Below are 25,309 nucleotides of genomic sequence, written 5' to 3' on the forward strand. Positions count from 1 at the left end.
TTTGTTTATTCGCTTTTAATTACTTCTGCCGGGTTCAGTTTCATGATCCGGTATATTTTGTACCCGATTGTGATAAGTATTACCATTGAGATGCATACCAATGAGCAAGCTCCTATCTGGTAGAAGTTTATAGAAAAATCTTTCAGGTCATTGCCCATGATTGTATGAAAGATATAATAAACCAATGGGAATGCTACGCCGAATCCTATTGCAAGCAAGAGTATGTATAGTTTGCCGAACAAGAGGGTTATTGTACGCGGTGTTGCTCCGTTTATCTTGCGTATTGCTATTTCTTTTTGCCGTCCCTCGGTGTCTAAAGAGATAGCGGAATAGATACTCAGTACAGCAATGAGCAGGCTGATGACGGACAGGAATATGGCTATATCACATGCCATATCCATTGGACCGGTTTCTGCAGTATTGCGTGACTGGTACATGGTTGTGATATTCAATGGGATAGTCTCCGGTGCATAGCACCGGCATATCTTTTCTATCTCTTTTTTTACTTCTTTTTGAGTGCCGGGCACTACTCGCAAACAAATGTTACCACCCAGTGTGGTGGGTATATATACTGAAAATTCCATATATTTCGGATTCAGCTTTTCGTAGGGAGCTGCCTTGTATACACCTGCTATCCGATATGTTTTAGAGTGTATGGTTATGGTGTTTTGTGCGGAGTCCTTTTGCATGATTCTGTCGAGGTTTTCGCTGATATACACTACGTCTTCTTCATCCTCCTTCGGCATTTCTCCTTTCAATAGAGGAATGTTGAAGAAAGATAAGTAATTGGAGTCTGCTCCTGTAACTTTTCCATATAACTTTACCTGATTTCTGGTTTCATAATTCATGTAGCTATTATAGCTGATGATTACTGTTTCCAGTACGTTAGGCAGACTTTTTAGTTGCTGATGGATCTCCTTTGCATGAGGCAGCAATGTGATGCCGGATAGCTCTAATTGTAACCTCTTTTTATATTCAGTGGATGAAACGGGAGTATACATAGCACTACGCATGCTATTGGTGAGTTGTAATATGCCAAATGTCATTCCGGTGAAAAAAAAGCAAATAATAAGCTGTACCCCCATCATGAGATTCCGAAATACGTGTTTACCTTGCTTCCCACCTGAAATGCTTTGCCGGATGCTGATGTATCGTGTTTTGATAACGGATATTGCAGCAATAATCATACATAGCAACAATACGAATATAAAGATTCCCAATTCCATTAGGTTCAGTTGCTGAACATCAATGTATATATACTTCTGATAAGACAGAGGTAGGTAATGATACAGATAGGGAATGATTGATTCGGAGAATGCCAGCGTCAAAAGGAAAGAAAGTAGAAGTATCAACAGGACTTCGCATGACAGCATTCGGAACAGTTCCGAATAGGAAGAACCCAGACATTTACGAAGCCCTAACTCCCGTATCCGATTGTAGAAAGACTGAATGGTGAACTTCAGAAAGTTGATCAGCCCGGCCGTTAGTATCAGCGAAGCGATGAGAAGGAGGGATAGCATGGCAACGAACTTTCCTTTGTCTATTTCATATCGTTTATACAGAGGTATGGTTTTAAAATGAAGGGTATCGTCTTGCTGAAATACAATTCTGTTTTCCAATGCTTTATCAACCTGGTTGAAGGTTTGATCCTTATTAATTAATACCTTAGCTTCTAATGACAGCCAATCGGGAGCATCCAGATAAGAGAAAAAGAGATTACTATTGCTATCATAATCATTCTGTATGTACCCAAAATCTGGTATCACATCTTTTATGGTGTAATAGACTGTTTCCGTATTTTCTGTAGGATATTTGGCAAAGGTTAGTTTGTTTCCTATCGGATTCTTTTTGCCAAAGAGCTGCCTGGCATAAGATTCACTCAGGATTACTTCACCTTTGTTCAGTGTAGGAAGATGATGAGTATATATGGAGTGTATGCCGAGATAAATAAAATATTCACTATTGACAAACGTATACCGGGACTGGTAAATATTCTCTTTACCTTCTTCATTTATAACGATTACTTCCCTCTCATTATATCCATATTGGCTTAGTGCCAATAGATCGATACCCGATAAAGGTTGTTGTTCAAGTTGGGCTATGGTTGCCTTTTTTAAACTAGAATGGTTTCCGGTAGTAGTGTTTATAACTTTCAGCGATGCCATCTGATGATAGTGCGGCAACTCGCTATACGGATTACGCATATATTGATTTACATAATAATATACGATACTGAAACATAATATGCCGATAGACAGGCAGAAAATGGTTATAATGTTCTGTGTCTTATGTTTCAGTGAGTTGCGGAAGGCCATTTTTATGTAATGTCGTGTCATCATTGTGTTTGTTCTCCTTCTTATTTTAATATTAGTTCTTCTGCCTCCCCAAAGGTATCATATCCTGTTGTAATTACCCAATCTCCGGGCTGTAAACCGTCTGTAATTTCATATTGCAGCGGGTTTTGCCGGCCGATAGAGACCGGAACGCGGGTTGCTTTGGTTTTGGAGGCATTTAGTTTGTAGATCCATTGCCCGCCGGTTGATTGATAGAAATTACCTCTCGACAGGACGATGGCCTGCTCCGGTTGCCCCAGTTCTATTTGCACGCGGAAGCTTTTGCCTACACGTACGTTGTCTGGCATATCGGCAGTAAAAACGAGATCGACATCGAACATGCGGTCTTTTACTTCGGGCACTACTTTGGTTATCTTGAGAGGGTATTTCTTTCCTTGATAATTGATCGTGGCGGGGAGTCCGGTGGTGATGCGGTCGATGTAGTACTCGCTGAGCGAGGTATGTACTTTGTATGGATCGAGCACTTTGATCTCGGCTATGCTTTCGCCGGAACCTACTTGTTGCCCCGGGGTGACTTTGACGAAACTCAGTTGCCCGCTTATCGGAGCCTTCACTATCAGGTTGTCCAGCCGTTCTCGGGTACGGATATACTTTTTCTGTTCCCTCTCTCTGTCATTGCGGATAAGGTCTTTGCGAATGACGGTTACGGTAGAATCATGTCGGAGCCCTTCGCGTTGAAGCCGGGCATACTTCACTTTATAGTTGTATTCGTCTTCGGCTACTTCGAGCTGTGCTTTGCTTTTGATACCCATATTGAATTCTTCCTTGTCGAGATCGTAGCTCTTTTTCAGGCGGGCCAGTTCGTAGTTGGTCTGTAGTGTCTGTTGTTGGAGGTTCAGGCTCTTTTGTTCCATCTCTATCTCCTTTTCTTGATAAGTAATGAGTTGTTTCTCCCAGTCATCATGCTGGTCTTCGATACTGCGCAGAAGGTCGGGATTGGAGAGTATCAGTATGGTGTCACCTTTTTGGAGCAGGCTTCCCTCCTCTCCTGCGATGCGTTCTACACTTCCTGCCTCACGGGTATTGATTTTGATGGTAAGGATGGGCTGGATAAGTCCTTCCACATCTACATATTCCATAAACTTACCTTCGAGTACTTCTGCCATTTGAATGTTTTCCGGGTCGATGCGAAGTCTGCGGGGACCGGCGGAAAGGATAATGACGTATACAAGGAAAGCTATAAAAGTACTCCCTCCGGCTATGTGGTATTTATAGCGGATGTACCAGGGTCTTTTTTTGAGTTGGATGTCCATGAATATATTTACGATTAGATGGTTTATGATTGGAGGAACTTATTCTATCAGGAGATTATAATCGGTGGCAAGGGGGAGGTTCTTCTCGAAGTCGAAAAGTGTCAGGCTACGGAGCGCGTAATACAAATTCCAGTAATTATATAAGGTGGAGATATAGTTGCGCCGGGCGGCATCCTTCTCGGAGATGGAAGCGTTGAGGTCGAGTATGGTAGATTTCCCCTGAATATAGAGGCGGCGGGCTACTTCACTTCTTCGTTGGGCCGTTTCGTCTGTTCGTGAGGCGATGCGTACGCGCTGCGTCTGTAGGTTGAATTGTTTCACCAGTTTGCGCACGTTTAGTTCAAAGTCTGTTTTATCTTGTTCTACCTGCGTATGTACCAGGTCGCGTTGCGAACGGGCCACCTGTATTTGCCCCTTCCCTCTTCCCCAATCGAGAATGGGGAGCGAAATGCCCAGGCTGACATATTGTTTGTCGAGCGGGTCTTTGTAGGCATCTCCCAACTTCCCGGCTTTCTGGGTCAATCCGAAGCTGAGATAGAGGTCTGCTTTCAGCCCGGCGTTGGCACGTACATACGATACATTGCTTTCACTTTCCAGCTTCCGGCGGATCATGTTTTGAATATCCGGGTTGTTTTCGTTCGCCATCAGCAGGGCTTCGTGCAACTCCACGCTAAAGTCCGGCACACGGTCACTCACTTTTACTACCAAGTCTTCATCACTTTGAATGCCCAGATACGAGCGGAGTTCCTGCATGCAGTTGTCCATCTCGATGCGGGCGTTCATCTTGTTGGTTTCTTCGGTAAGCATGTTGAGTTCCAGTTGGAGCATTTCATTTTCGGTGATGGTGCCGATGTTGTAACGCCCCCAGGCATATTGATAGAGTGTGTCTGCGTTGGCATAATTGAATGAAGCTATTTCGTGATTGCTTTGCGCGGTGGCAAGGGCGAAGAACTTTTGTGTGGCGCGGGCGGCAACCAGTTCCAGTGTTTCTATGTAAGTCTTCTTGGCTTCTTTGTAGCGGAGCGGTTCGATACGGCGGTTCCATTTCAGGCTGTTGTAGCCAAAAAGCGATTGGCGGTATCCGATGCTGACGGGCGAAGTTTGATAAGACGTACTGTGATCGCCGAACTGATCCATCCGTTGTGCGGCCGTTTCTATAAAAAAAGTACCTCCCGTCCAGGGGATGTTTTGTGAAAGGCTCAATGTAAGATCGGTGCTCAGTAAGTTTTGCTCTACAAACTTCACCTTGCCGTCTTCGAGTGAGATTTTGTCTATCGCCCGGTTCAGATAGGGTGTGGAGGTTAGTTTAAGGCTTGGTAGATAGTTGGAACGATAAGATTTGTAGTTCCAGTATGCCGACCGGAAACTGTGGCGCGCCGTTTGCGCATCGGGCGACTGGTGCTTGGCAAGCTCGATGGTTTGTTGCAAAGATAGATTCATCACCTCCTTTTGTGCTGTTAGCGGAAGTATGAAATTGCTGCCCATTAATATAAGTAGTATTTTGATTTGCATATATTCTGTATTTGATAATTGAAGTTCAAAAGTTATGCCATAGTCGTAACTGATTGTTATTCATGTTATTGATGTTCTACGGCTTACTGTGTGCTTGTGCATATACGCACAAAAATAGTGCGATAGCGCACACACAACACACGGATATAATCTTTATCTTTGTCGCTACAGTAGGGGTTTTATGCTTGATATAGTAAAGAAAGCTCCCGATTGTCGTAATCAAACGATGTACGACATGTACATGTCGTACTGCTCGACATGTGCATGTGGTGCATGCCGAGATGTGCATGTCGTACTGCACGAGATGTACATCTCGTACACCGTTTGATAGTAAGGTAATATACTTAACTCGTAGAAGAACATGGAGCACCTCGGTAAGATATTAATTGTAGATGATAATGAAGATGTCCTCTTCGCTCTGAATCTATTGCTCGAACCCTTGTCAGAGAAGATAAAGGTAGCTACTACTCCTGATCGTATCGAATATTTTATGACTACCTTCCAACCGGATCTTATCCTGCTGGATATGAACTTCAGCCGGGATGCAATCAGCGGACAGGAAGGTTTTGAAAGCCTCGAGCAGATTCTTAAAGCAGATCCGCAGGCTATCGTGATTTTTATGACGGCTTATTCGGATACCGACAAAGCTGTGCGAGCCATTAAAGCTGGGGCTACGGATTTTATTCCTAAGCCTTGGGAGAAAGAAAAACTTTTGGCAACTCTTTCGTCAGGAATGAAGCTACGTCGCTCCGGAAAAGAGGTGAAGGCACTGAAAGAGCAGATAGAGGTGTTGAGTGGACAGACTGGCCCGGAAAGTGATATTATTGGTGAATCGCCTGCCATGAAGGAGGTGTTTGCTACGATTGGCAAACTTAGTGAAACGGATGCAAACATCCTGATACTTGGTGAAAACGGAACAGGAAAAGATGTTTTTGCCCATTTACTATATCGCTGTTCTCCCCGTTATGGAAAACCTTTTGTGACGATCGATCTGGGCAGCATTCCCGAACAGTTGTTTGAAAGTGAACTTTTCGGTTATGAAAAGGGAGCGTTTACAGATGCGCGTAGAGCGAAATCCGGACGTATGGAAGTAGCAACCGGTGGAACTTTGTTTCTGGATGAGATTGGAAATCTCTCTTTACCGATGCAGGCAAAGCTACTGACTGCCATTGAGAAACGTCAGATCACCCGCTTAGGCTCTACACAGGCTGTACCGATAGATGTCCGGTTGATTTGCGCTACCAATACCGATATCCGGCAAATGGTGGATGAAGCTAACTTCCGGCAGGATTTATTATACCGTATCAATACGGTAGAGGTACACATTCCTCCTCTTCGTGAACGTGGAAATGATATAATCTTGTTGGCCGAGTATTTTCTGAACCGTTATGGCCGTAAATATAAGAAGGAGATACGCGGATTGACTCGTGAAGCAAAAAATAAACTCTTAAAATATGCCTGGCCAGGTAATGTACGTGAATTACAGCATGCTGTTGAAAGAGCAATTATTCTTGGAGAGGGATCTTTATTGAAACCCGAAAACTTTCCTTTCCACACTATAGAGCGAAGGAAAAAAGAGGAGGATGAAATTCTTAATCTTGAACAGTTGGAAAGGCAGACTGTGGAGAAAGCATTGCGCCTGAGCCAAGGGAATATGACACGTGCGGCAGAGTATTTAGGGATTACCCGTTTTGCTCTTTACCGGAAACTTGAAAAATTAGGATTATGAAACAATATGGCGTTAGTGTTTTTGTACACATTGTATTATTAGTATTGTTTGCTATAGCTTGTTATGTGTTGTTTATACACAATTTATGGTTTAGTACACTTGTTGCTATCCTGCTCTTAGTAGGAACCGGAATTCACCTTTATGTTGTACAAATGAAACTGGCAGGCATGATGACACGTCTGATAGAAAGTATTCGTTATAATGATATGACGCAAACTTTTTATCCTCCATTAAAAAACAGGGTGTTGACAGATATGGCTCAGGAGCTTTCAGAGGCATTGAAAGTTTTCCGTGAGCGGCTTTTTGAAGAAGAGGTTAAACATCAATATTATGAGAATTTATTAAATAAGGTAGATACAGCTGTTCTGGTTACAGATAAATCCGGTCATACAGAATGGATGAACCTTGCAGCTATAACCCATCTGGGCCGGAATCCGCAATTACCGGCAGAAATACTAAAGGCTTCAACGAGCGACACACGGGTTGTACGTATTGAAAGAAATGGAACAGTATTGGAAATGGCCGCCTCTTGTACGCTATTTATCACACAGGGAAAGGAACGATTGCTGATTAGTTTGAAAAACATTCATTCTGTTTTGGAGAGAAACGAAATGGAGGCCTGGCAGAAATTGATACGTGTATTGACTCACGAAATAATGAATTCAATAACTCCTATAATCTCTCTCTCAGAAACGCTCAGTGAACGGGGTATGCCAAATCTGTTGACAGAAAAAGAGTATGCTGTAATGCTTCAGGCCATGCAAACTATTCATCGGAGAAGTAAAGGATTGTTAGGATTTGTAGAGAACTATCGCAGGCTTACACGAATACCGGAACCTGTATGTACACAAGTCCCGGCCCGTGAATTGTTTGCTGATTTGAAGAAGTTATTTCCGGCTGAAATCTACCATTTTAGACAACCCAATGTTTCCCTTACTCTTTGGATAGATCGGACTCAAATAGAACAAGTTCTGATTAATTTGTTGAAAAATGCACGGGAAGCATGTTTTCGTAAGTCCGATGCTCAGATAGAAATTGAACTTACTCAGACTGCAGAAGGTTCTATTCTTACCGTCTCAGATAATGGAGAAGGTATATTGCCGGATGTAATAGACAAAATATTTGTTCCGTTCTTTACTACCAAACCATCCGGTTCGGGAATCGGGCTCAGCCTGTGTAAGCAGATTATGAACTTACATGGGGGAACTATTTCAGTACGTTCAGAAAAAGGAGCCGGTAGTTGTTTCACACTTGTTTTTCCTGTATTATCCCCTACTTCCCAGACTGTTTATGTCGGGATTTAACTCTTTAACAACCTCCCGGACATCTTTTTTAGTGGCTTCACTATAGATAGCTATTTGTTGTCCGGGTAGTACTTCTTGTTTTTTACTTTCAAGCTTCAATTGCGCTTCCTCTTTTTTATTAGAGGGATTCTTCTTCTTTGTATCCATATCTTTTTCTTGTTTAGGTTTAGTATATTTGTAACATAATAAATTCTTTATGGTTCATCAGATTTACCGTTTTCTGTCTCAAGTTCTTTAATTTCTTTATTCAGGAAAACAGATAAAATAGTACGCAGTACAACGACTCCTCCCAAAATAGCAAGTTCGTTGAGAGTAGGTTCCAGTACTGTTTTCAGAATATCCGAAGCGATAAGAAATTCGAGTCCTAACAGGAGATAAGTACCAAAAGTAGCCCGTAATCTGCGAATGTTAATAGGGCTGTATTTCCCGGTAAATCGTTTTAATTCATTTATAATGAAAGCTATAAATGCAATCAATGCCCCATAAGTAACAATAAGCAGGCTTATTACACTTATGATAGTGGCCAGAAGGTTCAGAAATTGTGTAAACATAGGTGCGTTTCGTATTTGTTATACTAATACTACATCTGACAGGACATTTTGGTTCATTTACAGTCGTAAATAACCTTTAGTCTTCTTTAGAAAAAAATGAAACTATAAATAAGTGACAGTCAGTGTCTTGAAAATTAAGTAACAAAAATAATGGGTTTAGCTATTGTTAATTTGAAAATACTCCCTATCTTTGCACCGCTTTTCGATAGAACACCAACGATTTTTATTCGGGGTGTAGCGCAGTCCGGTTAGCGCACCTGCTTTGGGAGCAGGGGGTCGTGGGTTCGAATCCCGCTACCCCGACAAAGAAGGAGTTCAATTGAAAAGTTTTCGGGGTGTAGCGCAGTCCGGTTAGCGCACCTGCTTTGGGAGCAGGGGGTCGTGGGTTCGAATCCCGCTACCCCGACAAAAAAAAGAGGCAATTACATCATTCATGTGGTTGCCTCTTTTTTTATTACATTTTCAGGTAGTATTCTCTGGTTAGTTCAATGTATTCCTTACTGTATTGATGGCGGGTTAGTTCTATTAATAGTTCTTCTGTCCGGCATTCCTGCTTTTTGAATACAAAAGTTATCAAGGTTCTTTTAGGGGGTAATCCGGGTTTGGTGATAACATTCAGTTGCCTGCATGGATATAAAGAGTGGTTGGAGGCAACTTCTTTTATACTGTCCGAAACATCTGTAGGCACGACGACAGTAAATTCTCCATCTTTTGAAAGAAGTTGTGATACTCCGCTAAACAAATCCTCATAAGTTAACTCATTATTGTGCCGGGCAGCATTTCTTTGCTGATCAGGGCATTTTAAAGAGTCTACGAAATATGGAGGGTTAGAGACTATGACATCAAAACGTGTAGTAGAAGTATACTGTTTAAAATCTACCTGTAACACTTCTATCCTATCTTGCCAGGGAGAGCGTACCACGTTTTCTGTAGCCTGTTTGGCAGCGGCACAGTCTATTTCGAGGGCAACAATAAAAGCGTTGCTACGCTGGGCAAGCATTAAAGCTACTAATCCGGTTCCTGTTCCAATGTCGAGTATTCTTTGGGCGTTCTTAACACTGGACCATGCACCGAGTAGTACTCCGTCTGTTCCTACTTTCATAGCACATTTGTCGTGCCATACGGTGAACTGTTTGAATTGGAAATATGGATTTGGCATTTTGCTAATATCTTATGGAAATTGCCAAAAATAAATAATTATTATGAGATAACGTTCGGTAAACGGTATAATTTGGCATTGTTTTTGTGTTTTTATCGTACGTGGGCTTTATTATTAATGAATAATCGATTAACTTTGCAAACAATTTATGCCCATATAATGACATAAACTAATTTAAACGAAATGATGAGAGAAAAATACTTTATGGAAGATTCAGATGATAATGCATTCTCACTGATCGCCGATTTTGAAGGAAATGAAGAGCAAATGTTCGATGTGAAAATCAAATCAGGTGATACTCTTCCGGTACTTCCCCTTCGTAATATGGTGTTGTTTCCGGGGGTATTTATGCCGGTTTCAGTGGGTAGGAAGTCATCCTTGAGATTAATACGTGAGGCTGAAAAGAAAAATATGAATATAGCGGTTGTTTGTCAGAAAGTAGCTCAGACAGATGAACCTCAATTTGAAGATCTGCACACAATTGGAACCATTGGGAAAATTGTGCGTATTCTGGAAATGCCTGATCAAACGACAACTGTTATTTTACAGGGATTGAAACGTTTGGAATTGACGGGTATTACAGAAACCCATCCTTATCTGAAGGGCAGCATCGAAGTGAAAGATGAAATAATGCCTGACAAAAATGATAAGGAATTTCAAGCTTTGGTTGAAACTTGCAAAGACCTGACAATACGCTATATTAAATCTTCGGATTCTTTGCATCAGGATTCTGCATTTGCTATCAAAAACATTAGTAACCATATGTTTCTGGTAGATTTTATCTGCACTAATTTACCTTTAAAAAAGGACGAGAAGATAGAATTACTCCGTTACGATTCATTGAGAGAGCGTACTTATCGTCTGTTGGAGATATTGAACCGGGAGGTCCAGCTTGCTGAAATTAAAGCGTCTATTCAGATGCGTGCCCGTGAAGATATAGACCAGCAGCAGCGTGAATATTTCTTGCAGCAGCAAATTAAAACAATTCAGGATGAATTGGGTGGCAGTGGACAGGAGCAGGAAATAGAAGAAATGCGCAATAAAGCGTATAAAATGAAATGGAGCGAAGAAGTACGTACCCTCTTCTTGAAAGAGTTGGCCAAATTGGAACGTACGCATCCGCAATCTCCTGATTTTAGTGTACAGTTGAACTATCTGCAAACGATGCTTAGTTTGCCGTGGAATGTATATACAACGGATAATTTGAATCTGAAGAATGCAGAGAAAACACTGAATAAAGATCATTATGGTCTGGAAAAGGTGAAAGAGCGTATTCTTGAACATTTGGCTGTTCTGAAACTGAAAGGTGATATGAAATCACCGATTATCTGTCTGTATGGACCTCCGGGGGTTGGTAAGACTTCTTTGGGGAAATCTATCGCTGCTGCTCTGAAACGGAAGTATATTCGTATGTCTTTAGGAGGCGTACATGATGAAGCCGAGATTCGCGGACATCGTAAAACCTATATCGGTGCTATGCCGGGACGAATTATAAAGAGTTTGATAAAGGCAGGTTCTTCCAATCCGGTATTTATTTTAGATGAGATTGATAAAGTAAGTGCAGATCGTCAGGGAGACCCTTCATCTGCTTTACTGGAAGTGCTTGACCCGGAACAGAATACAACGTTTCATGACAACTTCCTTGATGTGGATTATGACTTGTCTAAAGTGATGTTTATTGCTACTGCCAATAATCTGAACACGATACCTGGACCATTGCTTGACCGTATGGAACTGATTGAGGTTAGTGGCTACATCACGGAAGAAAAGGTTGAGATTGCCCGTAAGCATCTGGTTCCAAAAGAGTTGGAAGCAAACGGAATGAAAAAGACTGATATTAAGATCCCAAAAGATACATTGGAGGCTATTATAGAGTCTTATACTCGTGAAAGTGGGGTGCGTGAGTTGGAGAAGAAGATCGGTAAGATACTTCGTAAATCGGCCCGCCAGTATGCTACAGATGGTTATTTTTTAAAGACTGAGATTAAGCCTGCCGATTTATATGATTTTCTGGGAGCACCTGAATATACCCGTGACAAATATCAGGGTAATGACTACGCAGGTGTTGTGACAGGATTGGCATGGACTGCTGTTGGAGGTGAAATCTTATTTGTTGAAACAAGTTTGAGCCGCGGTAAAGGTGGACGCTTGACTTTAACGGGCAATTTGGGGGATGTAATGAAAGAGTCTGCTATGCTGGCACTTGAATATATTAAAGCGCATGCTTCATTGCTGAATCTGGACGAAGAGATATTTGATAATTGGAATATTCATATTCATGTTCCGGAAGGTGCTATCCCTAAAGATGGTCCGTCAGCAGGTATTACTATGGCTACTTCATTGGCTTCTGCGTTGACACAACGTAAAGTGAGAGCAAATCTGGCAATGACCGGTGAAATAACTCTTCGCGGTAAAGTGCTTCCGGTGGGCGGTATTAAGGAAAAAATTCTTGCAGCTAAACGTGCAGGGATTAAAGAGATTATAATGAGTGCCGAGAACAAAAAGAACATAGATGAGATTCAGGAGATTTATCTTAAAGGACTGACATTCCACTATGTAACTGATGTGAAAGAAGTATTTGCAATTGCATTGACTAACGAGAAGGTGGCTGATGCCATTGATTTATCTGTAAAGAAAGCCAGCCAGGAATGACATTTGAATTACAATATACAGACGCAAAAAGTAATGCCCGTGCAGGTCTGATTACAACAGACCACGGGCAGATACAAACTCCTATATTTATGCCAGTGGGTACACTTGGCACAGTGAAAGGTGTACACCTGACAGAATTGAAAGAGGATATTGAGGCTCAGATCATATTGGGTAACACGTATCATCTTTATTTGCGTCCGGGATTGGAGGTCATTGAAAAAGCCGGTGGATTACATAAATTCAACGGTTTTGATCGTCCGATGTTGACTGATAGTGGTGGGTTTCAGGTCTTTTCGTTGGCAGGTATCCGTAAACTGTGTGAAGAAGGCGCTGAGTTTCGTTCACATATTGATGGAAGTAAACATGTTTTTACTCCTGAGAAAGTGATGGATATTGAACGTACTATCGGTGCGGATATTATGATGGCATTTGATGAATGTCCTCCGGGAGATTCTGACTATGCATATGCCAAAAAGTCATTAGGACTGACACACCGTTGGCTTGACAGGTGTATTCAGCGTTTTAATGAAACGGAACCTAAATATGGCTATAATCAATCTCTTTTCCCTATAGTCCAAGGGTGTGTATACACAGACCTACGTAAACAATCAGCAGAGTTTGTTGCCTCTAAAGGAGCGGATGGAAATGCCATTGGAGGACTTGCCGTGGGTGAGCCTGTGGATAAAATGTATGAGATGATTGAAGTTGTAAACGACATTTTGCCGAAAGACAAACCCCGTTACCTGATGGGAGTCGGTACGCCGGTGAATATTCTGGAGGGTATTGAACGTGGAGTTGACATGTTTGACTGTGTAATGCCTACTCGAAACGGTCGGAATGGAATGTTATTTACCAAGGATGGTATTATAAACATGCGTAATAAAAAATGGGAAATGGACTTCTCTCCTATTGAAGCTGATGGCGCTTCTTGCGTAGATACTTTATACAGTAAAGCTTATCTGCGTCATCTGTTTCATGCGCAAGAGTTATTGGCTATGCAGATTGCTTCTATCCATAATCTGGCATTCTATCTCTGGTTGGTAGGTGAGGCACGTAAACACATTATTGCCGGGGATTTCTCTACATGGAAGCCGATGATGGTAAAAAGAGTGTCAACAAGACTATAATTAAATGAAAAGCAATCGTTTTATCAAACTGCTGGACTGGTATATCATCAAGAAATTCTTGGGGACATACGTATTTGCTATTGCGTTGATTATCTCTATCGCTGTAGTGTTTGACTTCAATGAGAAGATGGATAAGTTTATGGAGCGTGAAGCGCCCTGGACTGCAATCGTCTTTGATTATTATATGAACTTCATTCCCTACTTTGCGAATTTATTCAGTCCGTTGTTTGTATTTATTGCCGTAATTTTCTTCACTTCAAAGCTGGCAGAGAATTCAGAGATTATTGCTATGTTCTCCACCGGAATGAGTTTTAAGCGTCTGATGCGTCCTTATATGATATCGGCAGCCGTTATTGCAGTAGCTACTTTTATGTTGGGATCCTATGTAATACCTAAAGGAAGTGTAACGCGTTTGAACTTTGAGGATAGGTATGTAAAGCCCAAAAAGAAAGGTAGTGCACGTAATGTGCAACTTGAGGTGGCTGACGGCGTAATAGCTTACATTGATAATTATCAGGATTATAATAAGACCGGAAATCGTTTTTCGCTGGATAAATTTGTTGATAAGAAACTGATTTCTCACCTGACAGCACGTCGTATTGTATATGATACAACTACTGTAAACAAATGGACTATTCATGATTATATGATACGTGAACTGGATGGCTTGAAAGAAAATATCATAAAGGGGGATAGAATGGACTCTATTATAAATATGGATCCATCTGATTTTCTGATTATGAAGAATCAGCAGGAAATGCTTACCAGCCCTCAGTTGAGTGAATACATTGATAAGCAACGGAGGCGTGGATTTGCCAATATCAAAGAGTTTGAAATTGAATATCATAAGCGTATTGCCATGTCTTTTGCGTCGTTCATTCTAACTGTGATAGGTTTATCCCTGTCATCAAGAAAAACCAAGGGAGGAATGGGACTGCATTTGGGAATCGGGCTTGCACTAAGTTTCTCGTATATCCTTTTCCAGACAATTACTTCGACTTTTGCTGTTAATGGAAATGTTCCTCCTGTAGTTGCGGTATGGATACCGAATGTATTGTATGCATTCATAGCATTCTACTTATATAAAAAGGCTCCTAAATAATGCTTATTTTCTGTAATGGCAGATGATTGAAAGAGTAATCTGAATCTTTAAAGAAAAAGTCCCGTCAACTTTTAAGTAGACGGGACTCTTTTTGTTGTATTCATTTCCTCTTTTGTCTATTCCTGAACATCTTTATTTATTCAGGAAATTCCCCTCTCTCCTTACACTTTTTATTGAAGTCAGAATATTATTTTATCCGATTTCTTTTATGTGAGCAGAGAGTTCTGCAGCAGAGATGTTTTTGGCTATAATAACACCATTTCCATCTAATAAATAGTTAGTGAAACCCCGGTTCAAACGGTATCTTTTAAATAAACCGGAATCTTCGCCTTTAGTTTCCACGAAACAAGTGGGCGTAACTATTTGATCCTTACGAATAGTTTCTTCAAATACCGAACGATATTCGTCAAATGACACAGAAACCATTTCCACATTGGGCATATCAGACCGAAGTACATTGTTCAAACTTACGTTTTGCATCCGGGACTGTGCATCATAACTTGCCCAAAAACTTAGCAACACATACCGACCTTTTAAGTCAGCCAATTTAAGAGGGCGTTGCTCCCCTGACGTAGATTCGATTCGAAAATCAGGGGCTACGTCACCCACACTTAAGCCTCCGGTAGGTTTGTCTTTTTCAACGAAGGCTGTCAAGGAACAAATTAGTAATACAACAAAAATCCATTTTACATGTCTCATGTAATTCGGTTTTGGTTAATACTATTCGGGACTGTCCTTAAACAGTGGCTTCTCCCCGAAACATCGTCTTTCCAGGCATTAAACGGAGAGGAATCCGTTGATTGTCAATGCCTTTAATTCAGAAACCGGGCGCAAAGGTAAGTATTTATTAAATTAACTTCCAAATAAACAAGCAAATTTCTTACTTTTTGACCATAATTTTTTATGTTCTTTAGCATAGGTACCGACTTTTTTCTCTATTTTTGCAGGATTAAAAGATTTTTTTTATGCAACTCTCAAATACTGAACTCATTCTCATCCGAATAACAGGTGAAGACCGTCCTGGATTGACGGCTTCTGTGACAGAAATATTAGCAAAATATGATGCTACAATTCTAGATATCGGCCAGGCGGATATTCATAATACGCTTTCATTAGGTATCCTTTGTATGACAGAGGAACAGAATTCTGGGTTTATTATGAAAGAGTTATTATTCAAAGCTTCGTCTTTGGGGGTAACAATTCGTTTTTATCCTATATCTACGGAGGAATATGAAAGTTGGGTAAAGATGCAGGGAAAGAACCGTTATATACTTACGTTGTTAGGACGTAAACTTTCTGCTCGTCAGATTGCTGCAACTACTCGTATTCTTGCTGAACAAGGGATGAATATTGATGCTATCAAACGTCTTACAGGGCGTATTCCCCTGAATGAGTGTGAAGCACGTACACGGGCTTGTATTGAGTTCTCTGTTCGTGGTACCCCGAAGGATCGTATTGTTATGCAGGAACAGTTAATGAAACTGGCCAGTGAACTCGAAATGGATTTCTCTTTCCAGCTTGACAATATGTATCGACGTATGCGTCGTTTGATATGTTTTGATATGGATTCTACTTTGATAGAGACAGAGGTTATTGATGAACTGGCAATGCGCGCTGGTGTGGGAGATCAGGTGAAACAGATTACTGAGCGTGCTATGCGTGGAGAAATTGATTTTGTAGAAAGTTTCCGTGAGCGTGTAGCATTACTTAAAGGGTTGGATGAGTCGGTGATGCAGGAAATAGCAGAGAACTTGCCTATTACGGAAGGAGTAGATCGGTTGATGTATGTCCTGAAGAAGTATGGTTATAAAATTGCTATTCTAAGTGGAGGTTTTACTTATTTTGGAAAATATCTACAACAAAAATATGGCATTGACTATGTGTATGCCAATGAACTTGAGATTATAGATGGTAAGTTGACCGGACGTTATTTGGGTGATGTGGTTGATGGAAAACGGAAAGCGGAACTCCTCCGTCTGATTGCACAGGTTGAAAAAGTAGATATTGCCCAAACAATTGCAGTAGGTGATGGAGCCAATGATCTTCCGATGTTAGGTATTGCCGGATTAGGTATTGCATTTCATGCTAAACCTAAGGTAGTAGCCAATGCTAAGCAGTCTATTAATACAATTGGCCTGGATGGGGTACTTTATTTTCTTGGTTTTAAAGATTCATATTTGAACATGTAAATCTGCCTGTGATTAATTGGTGATATTATTAATTTGTATAATAAGCATAAAATGAAGTTTTCTGAACTAAAACTAAACGATCGTGTACTTGAAGCACTCGACGCAATGCGGTTTGATGAGTGCACACCGATACAAGAACAGGCAATCCCTGTTATTCTTGAGGGAAGAGATTTAATTGCGGTCGCTCAGACAGGTACAGGTAAGACGGCTGCCTTCTTACTCCCTGTATTAAATAAGCTATCTGAGGGAGAGCATCCGGAGGACGCTATTAACTGCGTTGTCATGTCCCCTACCCGGGAACTGGCACAACAGATAGATCAGCAAATGGAAGGATTCTCCTATTTTATGCCAGTGTCCAGTGTTGCTGTATATGGTGGAAACGATGGAGTGCTTTTTGAACAACAGAAGAAGGGGTTGACTCTTGGGGCAGATGTGGTAATTGCTACTCCGGGCCGCTTGATTGCTCATCTGAGTTTAGGATATGTGGATTTATCAAAGGTATCCTATTTCATACTGGATGAAGCTGACCGCATGCTCGATATGGGCTTTTATGAGGATATTATGCAAATTGTAAAGTATCTGCCTAAAGAGCGTCAGACAATTATGTTTTCGGCAACAATGCCTGCCAAAATTCAACAGTTGGCTAAAACAATTCTGAATAATCCGGCAGAAGTGAAGTTGGCTGTATCCAAACCAGCCGAAAAGATTGTTCAGGCAGCATATGTATGTTATGAAAACCAAAAATTAGGTATTGTCCGTAGTCTTTTCGAAGAAGAAGTGCCCGAGCGTGTTATTATCTTTGCATCCTCTAAAATTAAAGTGAAAGAAGTTGCGAAAGCTCTGAAGATGATGAAGTTGAATGTTGGAGAGATGCATTCGGATCTGGAACAGGCACAGCGGGAATTCATTATGCATGAGTTTAAGTCTGGAAGAATTAATATCCTTGTAGCGACTGATATTGTATCAAGAGGAATTGATATCGATGATATTCGTTTAGTGATCAATTTTGACGTTCCTCATGATAGTGAAGATTATGTGCACCGTATCGGACGTACTGCACGTGCTAATAATGATGGTGTAGCTCTTACATTCGTAAATGAAAAAGAACAGACCAACTTTAAGAATATAGAAAATTTCCTGGAAAAGGATATTTATAAAATACCTGTACCTGCAGAATTGGGTGAAGCCCCGGCTTATAATCCACGAAGCAATGGCAGTGGCGGTAGATCTCGAAACTTTCGTAAGGGAGGTGGACGGAAATCCGGAGATCGTTCAAGAGGGAGAAAACAATAAATATATAAAAGAGAATGGAGAATATCAATGCTGTAAATTATTGATATTCTCCATTTCTTCTTTTTTCTATTTGATTATTTGTTCGCAGAAATAATGAGTTTTTTATCAAAAGAAATTAATAAATTCACAATATTACATACAGCACTTTCCGGAATACAGACCATAGCCTGATAATGAAATCCTTTATGATCAACACCTTTAAAATCCATATCGGATAATATTGATTGTTGCAGGAAATCTGTTGAGATTACTTTCTCGAACATTTGCTTTGTTATATCACTGGCATACAAACATTTCTTTCCCTCATATAAACATATATGCATAATATTGTCATAATATATATTATCCATACTGATACCGTCTTCTGAATAGGTGGTTTTTACTACTCTGATTTTAGAGGGGTTGATATATACATATGCTCTATAACGAATTCCATCAAATGTTACTACACTGTCTTTTTTAGTGACTTCTGTATAAGTTGGAATAACCTCAACCGGCTTTCCGGAGAAGGCTAATGAATCATTGGGATCTTCTGATTTGTGGAGCTTTACAATATTATCTGCTAAGGAATGGAATGAAAAGGTATACTCTGTTTGCTTATCAATCTGATAACGTGTCTGTTCATTTCCATAGGTATAAAGAGTGTCCTTTATTACTTTAAAGTATATGGGGGCACTTTGTGAATCTGCATAATAAATAGTATCACCTTTGATTTGCATTAAAGGAACATCACTTTCATCATCAAGCCAGATTCCTTGTAATAGTTGCTTGGCTTTGATGTCTTCATTTTGTTCCGAAGAGTTTTGTCTTTGGGTGCTATTACACGCCATAAGCAAGACCGTCAACAACGATATCGCTACGTATTTAATCATTTATTTAGTTTTGTGCAAAAATACACAATTATCTTCTTATTTCCCAATACAATGGTATATGAATCCTTGTTCTTCCATTTCTTTTTTCTCATAGATATTACGACCATCTAAAACAATTTGTTGTGCCATTGTCTTTTTGATTACTGCCCATGAAGGTAAACGAAACTCTTTCCATTCGGTAACTAACATCAGGACATCTGCGTCAAGTACAGCATCATACATATCACGTGCATAATAAATGGTGTCCCCTATCCTCCTTTTACATTCTTCCATGGCGGCAGGATCATATGCTCTGATATTACATCCGGCTTGCTGCAACTTATCTATAAGTACCAGTACAGGAGCTTCACGCATGTCATCTGTTTCCGGTTTGAAAGCAAGTCCCCAGATAGCAATTGTTTTATTTTGCAAATCATTGCCAAATAGTTTCTGAAGTTTATCAAATAAAGCACTTTTCTGTGTTTCATTCACTTCTTCTACAGCACGGAGCACACGCATATCATATCCATTTTGTTCTGCAGTCTTTATTAACGCTTTCACATCTTTCGGGAAACAAGATCCTCCATATCCTATTCCCGGATAAAGGAATTTACGTCCGATACGAGTATCTGAACCAATACCGCTACGTACCATATTTACATCAGCTCCTACAAGTTCACAAAGATTTGCTATATCATTCATGAAACTGATACGGGTAGCAAGCATTGAATTTGCTGCGTATTTAGTCATTTCTGCAGAAGGAATATCCATAAAGATCACCCGGAAGTTATTTAATAAGAACGGTTTATAGAGTTTACTCATGAGTTTCTTTGCGCGTTCCGACTCTACTCCCACTACCACACGATCCGGGCTCATAAAGTCACTGATGGCATTTCCTTCTTTTAGAAATTCAGGGTTTGAAGCAACGTCAAATTCTATATTGACTCCTCTTCTGTCCAGTTCTTCTTGAATGGCATTACGTACTTTCTGAGCTGTCCCTACCGGCACAGTACTTTTAGTAACTACCAGTTTATATTTATTCATATTACGCCCGATTGTATGGGCTACAGCAAGAACGTAACTGAGATCTGCACTACCGTCTTCATCGGGAGGTGTACCTACCGCACTAAATATCACTTCTACATCATTTAAGCAACTTTCCAATGATGTTGTAAATCGCAATCGTTTTGACTTTGTATTCCGGAGTACCATTTCTTCCAACCCCGGTTCATAAATAGGAATGATACCTTTTTTTAATGTTTCTATTTTTTCACTGTTAGTATCAACACAAGTTACATCTACACCTATTTCAGCAAAACAAGTTCCTGTAACCAAACCTACATATCCGGTCCCTACAATTGCAATTTTCATATTTTGATGTTTTGTTTGAATGGATTATACGAAATATTCAGCTTCTTGGAAAGTTTTAGCTTGTTTGTCCTTCTCAGACATAATAACTTGAGACTCAGCTATAGGCCAATCAATAGCTAATGACGTGTCACAATATAATAAAGATGCTTCTGCTTGTGGAGTATATACATTATCCACTTTGTAAGTAAAAATAGCTTCTTCGCTTAACACCAAAAAACCATGAGCAAATCCACGTGGAATAAAAAACTGGCGTTTATTTTCTTCGGTTAGTAAAACACTGACATGCTTCCCAAATGTAGGTGATGATTTTCGTAAATCCACTGCTACATCAAGTACTTCTCCTTTTATGACACGTACCAGTTTTGCCTGGCTATATTCCCCTTTTTGATAATGTAAACCACGCAATACACCGAATGATGATTTAGACTCATTATCCTGTATGAAGTTTACTGGCCCAATGTATTTTTCAAATTCTTCTTTTTTAAAAGCTTCCATAAAATATCCTCTACTATCAGAAAATACTTTAGGTTCTATTAACCATACGCCATCAATTTCTGTCTGTATGTAATTCATTATCAAAAATTTTTGTGAATCTTTAATTGAAAACCCAAATTATCACCATAGATATCTCCAATATCAAAAGCTACGGAGCCGGTAAAACTCCAACCTTGCCATTTACTTGGAATATATTTAAACTCTGCAAAGGTAGAAAAATTTTCTAAAATTTCAGGAGTTGGTTTAAATGGAGTCCCCCAAGTACGATTGAAGGACAGTTTTGCACGATAGGTCCATTCTTTGGTAATATCACCACTCCAACCAAGATGAATCGCTTTTACACGATTATATAAAAATGCTAAATCTCCGTTTTTATTATATATAGGTGAAGTGATTAATGGATTACCCATTCCCATACCCCAATGTACCCAACCTGGATACCAATCATTATTGTAATAGTCATCAGCACCTCCTGTTTTTTTTATGATAGAATTATCTAATCCATGTAAGGGACCACTTTGATTAGTTGTTTGATAATATTCTATCACTATATTGTTGATAACTTGAGACTTATTCGCTTTGTATTCTATACCCCAAAGACCATCTAAACCATTTTGTTTTCCCATTCCGGAAAAATCATCATAATAATTTTCTAAATATGCGCTAAGGATAAAATCATTATGTTTATATGTTAATTTAAGATGTTCACTCCCCATATAATTTCCTTGGTACCATACTTGTTCTCCTCCAGGACTGGCATTTCCTCCACTTTGAGGTATAAGTACATTCCAATAATCTTTCCATCCGTTACCTAAATCACCTTCATCTCTTCCTCTTACTTTGTACCCTCCAAATTGAGCATCTAAACTCATTCCTACATCAAATAACCACTTTCCTTTTGGAAGGCCAAAACGGAAAAAGAAACTTTTATGGTGATATTTTATCTTTCGCGTATATGAATATTCATCTCCTACATATTTTTCTTGATATTTAGTGTCAGTAAACCAACCGTATGACAATTCTGCTTTTACTTGAACTTTAGGAGCGATATGTACATAATCAAATATGCCTACTGCTATTTGTGGTATAGGTCTTGCGTTTCCCGACCACGTTAAACCGCCACTACTTAGTTGTTGATTTAACAAAGGAGAATTAATTTCTCTGCTTCCAGCCCACAAACCTATCCATTTATAGCGAATATCAGCATAGGCTTGTTGAAGGATAAAAGTAGAAGAAAAACCAGCTGCTACGGCAATATCTATCCCTGCTTCCGCTTTCCATGAATGAAGCGTTTTATTGTAGAATACTCCTCCTCTAATATAAGTATTGTTCTTAATAGAAGATAGACCTTGCTGATTGCTAACTTGCCACAGAGGAGTATAATCTCCTGCATGTATGGCTGTTCCGTACTCTACAAATGTTTCTAAATTTTGTGCATAAATATTCCCTGTTAGAAATAACAAAATAATAGGAAATATTTTATATTGCTTGAACAGAATTTGCATTTATTACTTTTTTATCATCACTCTAATGGTACGTAACATTATCTTCATGTCTAAAACTACTGACCAATGTTGAATATACCACAAATCGTAGTCTACGCGCATTTTCACTCTTCTGATGTCTCTTTCTCCGCGTAGACCATTTACCTGTGCCCAGCCAGTAATACCTGGCTTTACCGCATAACGTAAGGGATATTCTTCAATTTTACTCATATATTCTTCATCATGAACAAGCATATGTGGTCTTGGCCCTATAATTGACATGTCTCCTATCAATACATTCCAAAACTGAGGAAGTTCATCTAAACTGGTTGAACGTAAAAAGTTGCCAAGCGAATACTTATTTAATTGTGGATCAATGAATTCATCAGAATGATTCTTTGCATCCATTGTTCTAAATTTGTAGCATGTAAAAATTGCACCATCCTTTCCTGTTCTTTTTTGTTTAAAGAAAATAGGACCTGGCATAAATATTTTTATGCAGCAAGCTATAATTAGATAGACCCATGGAAAAATTAATACTAGGACTATCAAAGCGGTTATAATATCAAATGTACGTTTTATCATTCTGCAACTATTCCGTGTTAACGGTGCATTATTTAATAGAGTCTCTGTTTCCATTTGTAGATATAACGTATTCATATCTATTATATTGTTTTTTGTGATAAAGAATCATAAATATCTTTGGTTTGCTGAGCTATATAATCCCAATTATATAAAGACATATTATATTCGCAAGGAGTCCAAGTGGATTGTAGTTTTCTATTTAGGCAATCTCTTAAACTTTGAATATCACCACATTTGAAATAACATGTATCTGTTAATCCAACTTCTTTGTTAGCAGGAATATCACTTACTAAAACGTCACAATGACAATTCATTGCTTCAAGTAATGATATTGGTAATCCTTCATGATAAGATGGTAACACAAATAAACGGGCAGAACTGTATAGCTGTGATAATTTATCTTTTTGTATAAATCCGGTCAATATAACATTCTGGCTTTTTGCCATATCTTTTAGTGCGGATGAATACTGATCCTCATGATCGGCATCCCCTGCTATAATAAGCCTTATGTCTTTATTATATATATACTTATATGCTTCCAGTAATAGATCGAATCCCTTTTCTTTTACAAATCTCCCAACAGCTAAAATATAAGAATGTTTTTTAACCCCTAATTCTGCAAGATAGTTATTATCAACTTGTGGACACGTTAGATTCACTCCGTTATGTATGAGAGACAGATTTATTTGGACAGGATATTTTTTTGAAATCATTTTTTGAATATGTTTAGAAATCACGATCACATGATTAGCATATTTTACTCCAATCTTTTCTCCAAACCTTAATATACCTTTTGATAATTTTCCCCATTTCTGACGATCATAGTCGGGGCCATGATGTGTCATTATAGCTTTCATACCTAATAACCGTACAACTGGTATCATTAAAGACGGGCCAACAGCATGGATATGAACGATATCAGCATGGATCCTACGTGCATAGAGTACAGCCATAAAAGTATGCGTAATCGCTTCAAGGTGCTTCCCTGGTAAAGTTTTGATATCTTTAATTAGTATTCCTTTATATTCTTTTATATTATGTCCAGCAGATATATAATCAGGTCTGCGGATGATAATTATTTCATGCCTTTCATCCACAATACGCGGAAACAACTCTTCGCAATGTGTTTCGACTCCGCCTTGAATGCCAGGGATTCCTCTTGTACCAGTTACTACTATTTTCATTTTTTTTTCAATTCTATAGATATAGCTTTCCCTGTTATAACATTCCATTTATTGCGAATTACCCATCTTAATGGTTGAGTAATGTATTTTTTCATTACAGGCGAGGCTGTTCCCACCATCCAGCAGTTCTTTGGGCAATTTTTCACCATTTGACGGACTTTTTCAGCTTGTTCACTATGCCATATTTCATTAAATGAGGTTGTTTGTCTTATATTCCCCATGCTTTCTTTCCAGAACTTTTCTTCCAAGCCATTGCAAGGATAAATCTCTCCGTATGGATCAACAAAGAAGTTAACCAACCCAGCTTCGCATGGAAGAAGTCTTTTATTATCTTGAATATAATTAATTAACCCCATATTGAAGTATGCTCTAAACCATGATTTAGGATGCTTTTCTTTTAATTGCCACTCCATCAGAGTCCTGAAATTATTACATACCTCCTCTTTATTAGTAATATAATTATCTTCCTTATGAAAGTAGTAAGAATTATGGAATGCAGCTGTCGCAAATTCCATTCCTAATGATTTGGAAAGCTGATATAACGATAGCATATCATTTGAATTATGGTTAGATACCGTAATTCCAAATCCTATATCTTTAATTCCCATATCTTTTAACTTGAGTAAAGTGCGCAAACCTTTATCAAAGCCACCAACCCTTCCACGAAGTTCATCATTTTTCAGCGATAACCCTTCAATGCTGATGCGTATTCCTATATTGGGAAAGCGCTTTGCCATTTTTATAATACGATCTTCAAACCAACCAGAAGTCGAAATAACAACTCTTGGAGACTTACGGAAGCATACATCTATGATTTCTTCCAGGTCTTCTCTCACAAAAGGTTCCCCTCCCGTAATATTTATAAATTTCACAGAAGGGAGTTTCTCTATTTCCGCTATAGTTATTTCTTTCTCTTTCTGAGTAGGATTTTTCCAGATATCACACATTTGGCATTTCATCGGACAGCGATAAGTGACGATAATGCACATGTCGGTAGGGTTAGGTATAGTGGTAGTCATCTTTATTATTAAATATTTCCTGAGCGTAAGTTATTCAATACTTTTGATTTATGATAAAATTAATTTCTGTTTTTAAAAGCTTTTTATATAAAAAA

Annotated in this window: 21 protein-coding genes and 2 tRNA genes; 9 read left to right on the plus strand and 14 right to left on the minus strand. The window is 39.3% G+C overall.

The window, feature by feature from the left end:
- Nucleotides 1-5 precede the first annotated feature (5 nt).
- The 3 genes from K8P02_RS07565 to K8P02_RS07575 are packed head-to-tail and all read right to left on the minus strand — an operon-like array spanning nucleotide 6 to nucleotide 5,092.
- The gene (locus K8P02_RS07565; RefSeq protein WP_007485649.1) at nucleotides 6-2,339 is read right to left on the minus strand and encodes an ABC transporter permease; all 2,334 of its coding nucleotides are present in this window, start codon (nucleotides 2,337-2,339) and stop codon (nucleotides 6-8) included.
- Between the two features lie 17 nt (nucleotides 2,340-2,356).
- Nucleotides 2,357-3,607, minus strand: a complete 1,251-nt coding sequence (locus K8P02_RS07570) for an efflux RND transporter periplasmic adaptor subunit (RefSeq protein ID WP_007485648.1) — start codon at nucleotides 3,605-3,607, stop codon at nucleotides 2,357-2,359.
- Nucleotides 3,608-3,646: 39 nt separating this feature from the next.
- Entirely contained in the window at nucleotides 3,647-5,092 is a 1,446-nt protein-coding gene (locus tag K8P02_RS07575) for a TolC family protein (RefSeq protein ID WP_369880867.1), read from the minus strand.
- Nucleotides 5,093-5,480: 388 nt separating this feature from the next.
- Here K8P02_RS07575 and K8P02_RS07580 point away from each other — a divergent pair, with 388 nt between their 5' ends.
- Together K8P02_RS07580 and K8P02_RS07585 are read left to right on the plus strand one after the other, a co-directional pair.
- Nucleotides 5,481-6,848 carry a sigma-54-dependent transcriptional regulator gene (locus K8P02_RS07580; protein ID WP_002560216.1) on the plus strand — a complete coding sequence of 456 codons (1,368 nt, stop codon included), beginning with the start codon at nucleotides 5,481-5,483 and terminating at the stop codon, nucleotides 6,846-6,848.
- Nucleotides 6,845-8,152, plus strand: a complete 1,308-nt coding sequence (locus K8P02_RS07585; RefSeq protein ID WP_025867771.1) for a sensor histidine kinase — start codon at nucleotides 6,845-6,847, stop codon at nucleotides 8,150-8,152. Before K8P02_RS07580 ends, K8P02_RS07585 begins: the two co-directional genes overlap by 4 nt.
- On the opposite strand, the gene K8P02_RS07590 is transcribed toward K8P02_RS07585, so the two are convergent.
- Nucleotides 8,114-8,299, minus strand: coding sequence for a hypothetical protein (locus K8P02_RS07590; RefSeq protein WP_025867770.1), 186 nt, complete (start codon nucleotides 8,297-8,299; stop codon nucleotides 8,114-8,116). The genes K8P02_RS07585 and K8P02_RS07590 overlap by 39 nt on opposite strands.
- 47 nt (nucleotides 8,300-8,346) lie before the next feature.
- Complete coding sequence (locus K8P02_RS07595; RefSeq protein WP_025867769.1) at nucleotides 8,347-8,703, minus strand: DUF1622 domain-containing protein; 357 nt, start codon at nucleotides 8,701-8,703, stop codon at nucleotides 8,347-8,349.
- A gap of 228 nt (nucleotides 8,704-8,931) precedes the next feature.
- Between K8P02_RS07595 and K8P02_RS07600 the strand changes: the two genes are divergently transcribed.
- A tRNA-Pro gene (locus tag K8P02_RS07600) sits at nucleotides 8,932-9,006 on the plus strand.
- A 28-nt stretch (nucleotides 9,007-9,034) separates the two neighbouring features.
- A tRNA-Pro gene (locus K8P02_RS07605) sits at nucleotides 9,035-9,109 on the plus strand.
- Between the two features lie 48 nt (nucleotides 9,110-9,157).
- Here the strand turns inward: K8P02_RS07605 and K8P02_RS07610 are convergent.
- Nucleotides 9,158-9,862 (minus strand): tRNA1(Val) (adenine(37)-N6)-methyltransferase, encoded by a 705-nt coding sequence (locus tag K8P02_RS07610; RefSeq protein WP_025867768.1) that lies wholly within the window; start codon nucleotides 9,860-9,862, stop codon nucleotides 9,158-9,160.
- A gap of 186 nt (nucleotides 9,863-10,048) precedes the next feature.
- On the opposite strand from K8P02_RS07610, the gene lon reads away from it, so the two are divergent.
- The 3 genes from lon to K8P02_RS07625 are packed head-to-tail and all read left to right on the plus strand — an operon-like array spanning nucleotide 10,049 to nucleotide 14,743.
- Nucleotides 10,049-12,514, plus strand: a complete 2,466-nt coding sequence (lon, locus tag K8P02_RS07615; protein ID WP_002560221.1) for an endopeptidase La — start codon at nucleotides 10,049-10,051, stop codon at nucleotides 12,512-12,514.
- Complete coding sequence (gene tgt, locus K8P02_RS07620; RefSeq protein ID WP_025867767.1) at nucleotides 12,511-13,641, plus strand: tRNA guanosine(34) transglycosylase Tgt; 1,131 nt, start codon at nucleotides 12,511-12,513, stop codon at nucleotides 13,639-13,641. The genes lon and tgt overlap by 4 nt, the downstream gene beginning before the upstream one ends.
- A 4-nt stretch (nucleotides 13,642-13,645) precedes the next feature.
- Nucleotides 13,646-14,743, plus strand: coding sequence for an LptF/LptG family permease (locus K8P02_RS07625; protein WP_002560223.1), 1,098 nt, complete (start codon nucleotides 13,646-13,648; stop codon nucleotides 14,741-14,743).
- Between the two features lie 192 nt (nucleotides 14,744-14,935).
- Here the strand turns inward: K8P02_RS07625 and K8P02_RS07630 are convergent, their stop codons facing one another.
- Nucleotides 14,936-15,442: a TlpA family protein disulfide reductase gene (locus K8P02_RS07630; RefSeq protein WP_007485643.1), complete on the minus strand. Its 507-nt coding sequence runs from the start codon at nucleotides 15,440-15,442 to the stop codon at nucleotides 14,936-14,938.
- A gap of 266 nt (nucleotides 15,443-15,708) precedes the next feature.
- Between K8P02_RS07630 and serB the strand changes: the two genes are divergently transcribed.
- Nucleotides 15,709-16,932, plus strand: a complete 1,224-nt coding sequence (serB, locus tag K8P02_RS07635; RefSeq protein ID WP_002560225.1) for a phosphoserine phosphatase SerB — start codon at nucleotides 15,709-15,711, stop codon at nucleotides 16,930-16,932.
- Nucleotides 16,933-16,983: 51 nt separating this feature from the next.
- A complete protein-coding gene (locus K8P02_RS07640; RefSeq protein ID WP_002560226.1) occupies nucleotides 16,984-18,225 on the plus strand; it encodes a DEAD/DEAH box helicase in 1,242 nt (413 codons plus the stop codon).
- A gap of 74 nt (nucleotides 18,226-18,299) precedes the next feature.
- On the opposite strand, the gene K8P02_RS07645 is transcribed toward K8P02_RS07640, so the two are convergent.
- The 7 genes from K8P02_RS07645 to K8P02_RS07675 are packed head-to-tail and all read right to left on the minus strand — an operon-like array spanning nucleotide 18,300 to nucleotide 25,214.
- Complete coding sequence (locus tag K8P02_RS07645) at nucleotides 18,300-19,097, minus strand: DUF4738 domain-containing protein (RefSeq protein WP_025867766.1); 798 nt, start codon at nucleotides 19,095-19,097, stop codon at nucleotides 18,300-18,302.
- 36 nt (nucleotides 19,098-19,133) lie between these two features.
- Nucleotides 19,134-20,447: a UDP-glucose dehydrogenase family protein gene (locus K8P02_RS07650; RefSeq protein ID WP_195350161.1), complete on the minus strand. Its 1,314-nt coding sequence runs from the start codon at nucleotides 20,445-20,447 to the stop codon at nucleotides 19,134-19,136.
- Nucleotides 20,448-20,471: 24 nt separating this feature from the next.
- The gene (gene rfbC, locus K8P02_RS07655) at nucleotides 20,472-21,020 is read right to left on the minus strand and encodes a dTDP-4-dehydrorhamnose 3,5-epimerase (protein ID WP_002560229.1); all 549 of its coding nucleotides are present in this window, start codon (nucleotides 21,018-21,020) and stop codon (nucleotides 20,472-20,474) included.
- A gap of 2 nt (nucleotides 21,021-21,022) precedes the next feature.
- The gene (locus K8P02_RS07660) at nucleotides 21,023-22,447 is read right to left on the minus strand and encodes a capsule assembly Wzi family protein (RefSeq protein ID WP_025867765.1); all 1,425 of its coding nucleotides are present in this window, start codon (nucleotides 22,445-22,447) and stop codon (nucleotides 21,023-21,025) included.
- Between the two features lie 3 nt (nucleotides 22,448-22,450).
- A complete protein-coding gene (locus K8P02_RS07665; RefSeq protein WP_025867764.1) occupies nucleotides 22,451-23,086 on the minus strand; it encodes a sugar transferase in 636 nt (211 codons plus the stop codon).
- Between the two features lie 5 nt (nucleotides 23,087-23,091).
- Complete coding sequence (locus K8P02_RS07670) at nucleotides 23,092-24,195, minus strand: glycosyltransferase family 4 protein (RefSeq protein ID WP_025867763.1); 1,104 nt, start codon at nucleotides 24,193-24,195, stop codon at nucleotides 23,092-23,094.
- Nucleotides 24,192-25,214: a radical SAM/SPASM domain-containing protein gene (locus K8P02_RS07675; protein WP_025867762.1), complete on the minus strand. Its 1,023-nt coding sequence runs from the start codon at nucleotides 25,212-25,214 to the stop codon at nucleotides 24,192-24,194. The genes K8P02_RS07670 and K8P02_RS07675 overlap by 4 nt, the downstream gene beginning before the upstream one ends.
- Nucleotides 25,215-25,309 lie beyond the last annotated feature (95 nt).

Origin of the sequence: Bacteroides nordii (assembly GCF_019930665.1) — a bacterium.
In the GTDB taxonomy this organism is placed as follows: domain Bacteria; phylum Bacteroidota; class Bacteroidia; order Bacteroidales; family Bacteroidaceae; genus Bacteroides; species Bacteroides nordii.

Excerpts from the sequence above, each read along its gene's own strand:
- K8P02_RS07595 (WP_025867769.1), bottom strand. The coding sequence starts at position 8,703 with ATGTTTACACAATTTCTGAACCTTCTGGCCACTATCATAAGTGTAATA.
- K8P02_RS07590 (WP_025867770.1), bottom strand. The coding sequence starts at position 8,299 with ATGGATACAAAGAAGAAGAATCCCTCTAATAAAAAAGAGGAAGCGCAA.
- K8P02_RS07640 (WP_002560226.1), top strand. The coding sequence starts at position 16,984 with ATGAAGTTTTCTGAACTAAAACTAAACGATCGTGTACTTGAAGCACTC.
- rfbC (WP_002560229.1), bottom strand. The coding sequence starts at position 21,020 with ATGAATTACATACAGACAGAAATTGATGGCGTATGGTTAATAGAACCT.
- K8P02_RS07585 (WP_025867771.1), top strand. The coding sequence starts at position 6,845 with ATGAAACAATATGGCGTTAGTGTTTTTGTACACATTGTATTATTAGTA.
- K8P02_RS07665 (WP_025867764.1), bottom strand. The coding sequence starts at position 23,086 with ATGAATACGTTATATCTACAAATGGAAACAGAGACTCTATTAAATAAT.
- K8P02_RS07575 (WP_369880867.1), bottom strand. The coding sequence starts at position 5,092 with ATGGGCAGCAATTTCATACTTCCGCTAACAGCACAAAAGGAGGTGATG.
- K8P02_RS07630 (WP_007485643.1), bottom strand. The coding sequence starts at position 15,442 with ATGAGACATGTAAAATGGATTTTTGTTGTATTACTAATTTGTTCCTTG.
- K8P02_RS07650 (WP_195350161.1), bottom strand. The coding sequence starts at position 20,447 with ATGAAAATTGCAATTGTAGGGACCGGATATGTAGGTTTGGTTACAGGA.
- K8P02_RS07645 (WP_025867766.1), bottom strand. The coding sequence starts at position 19,097 with ATGATTAAATACGTAGCGATATCGTTGTTGACGGTCTTGCTTATGGCG.
- K8P02_RS07675 (WP_025867762.1), bottom strand. The coding sequence starts at position 25,214 with ATGACTACCACTATACCTAACCCTACCGACATGTGCATTATCGTCACT.
- K8P02_RS07565 (WP_007485649.1), bottom strand. The coding sequence starts at position 2,339 with ATGATGACACGACATTACATAAAAATGGCCTTCCGCAACTCACTGAAA.
- lon (WP_002560221.1), top strand. The coding sequence starts at position 10,049 with ATGAGAGAAAAATACTTTATGGAAGATTCAGATGATAATGCATTCTCA.
- K8P02_RS07660 (WP_025867765.1), bottom strand. The coding sequence starts at position 22,447 with ATGCAAATTCTGTTCAAGCAATATAAAATATTTCCTATTATTTTGTTA.
- K8P02_RS07570 (WP_007485648.1), bottom strand. The coding sequence starts at position 3,607 with ATGGACATCCAACTCAAAAAAAGACCCTGGTACATCCGCTATAAATAC.
- K8P02_RS07670 (WP_025867763.1), bottom strand. The coding sequence starts at position 24,195 with ATGAAAATAGTAGTAACTGGTACAAGAGGAATCCCTGGCATTCAAGGC.
- K8P02_RS07580 (WP_002560216.1), top strand. The coding sequence starts at position 5,481 with ATGGAGCACCTCGGTAAGATATTAATTGTAGATGATAATGAAGATGTC.
- K8P02_RS07610 (WP_025867768.1), bottom strand. The coding sequence starts at position 9,862 with ATGCCAAATCCATATTTCCAATTCAAACAGTTCACCGTATGGCACGAC.
- serB (WP_002560225.1), top strand. The coding sequence starts at position 15,709 with ATGCAACTCTCAAATACTGAACTCATTCTCATCCGAATAACAGGTGAA.
- K8P02_RS07625 (WP_002560223.1), top strand. The coding sequence starts at position 13,646 with ATGAAAAGCAATCGTTTTATCAAACTGCTGGACTGGTATATCATCAAG.
- tgt (WP_025867767.1), top strand. The coding sequence starts at position 12,511 with ATGACATTTGAATTACAATATACAGACGCAAAAAGTAATGCCCGTGCA.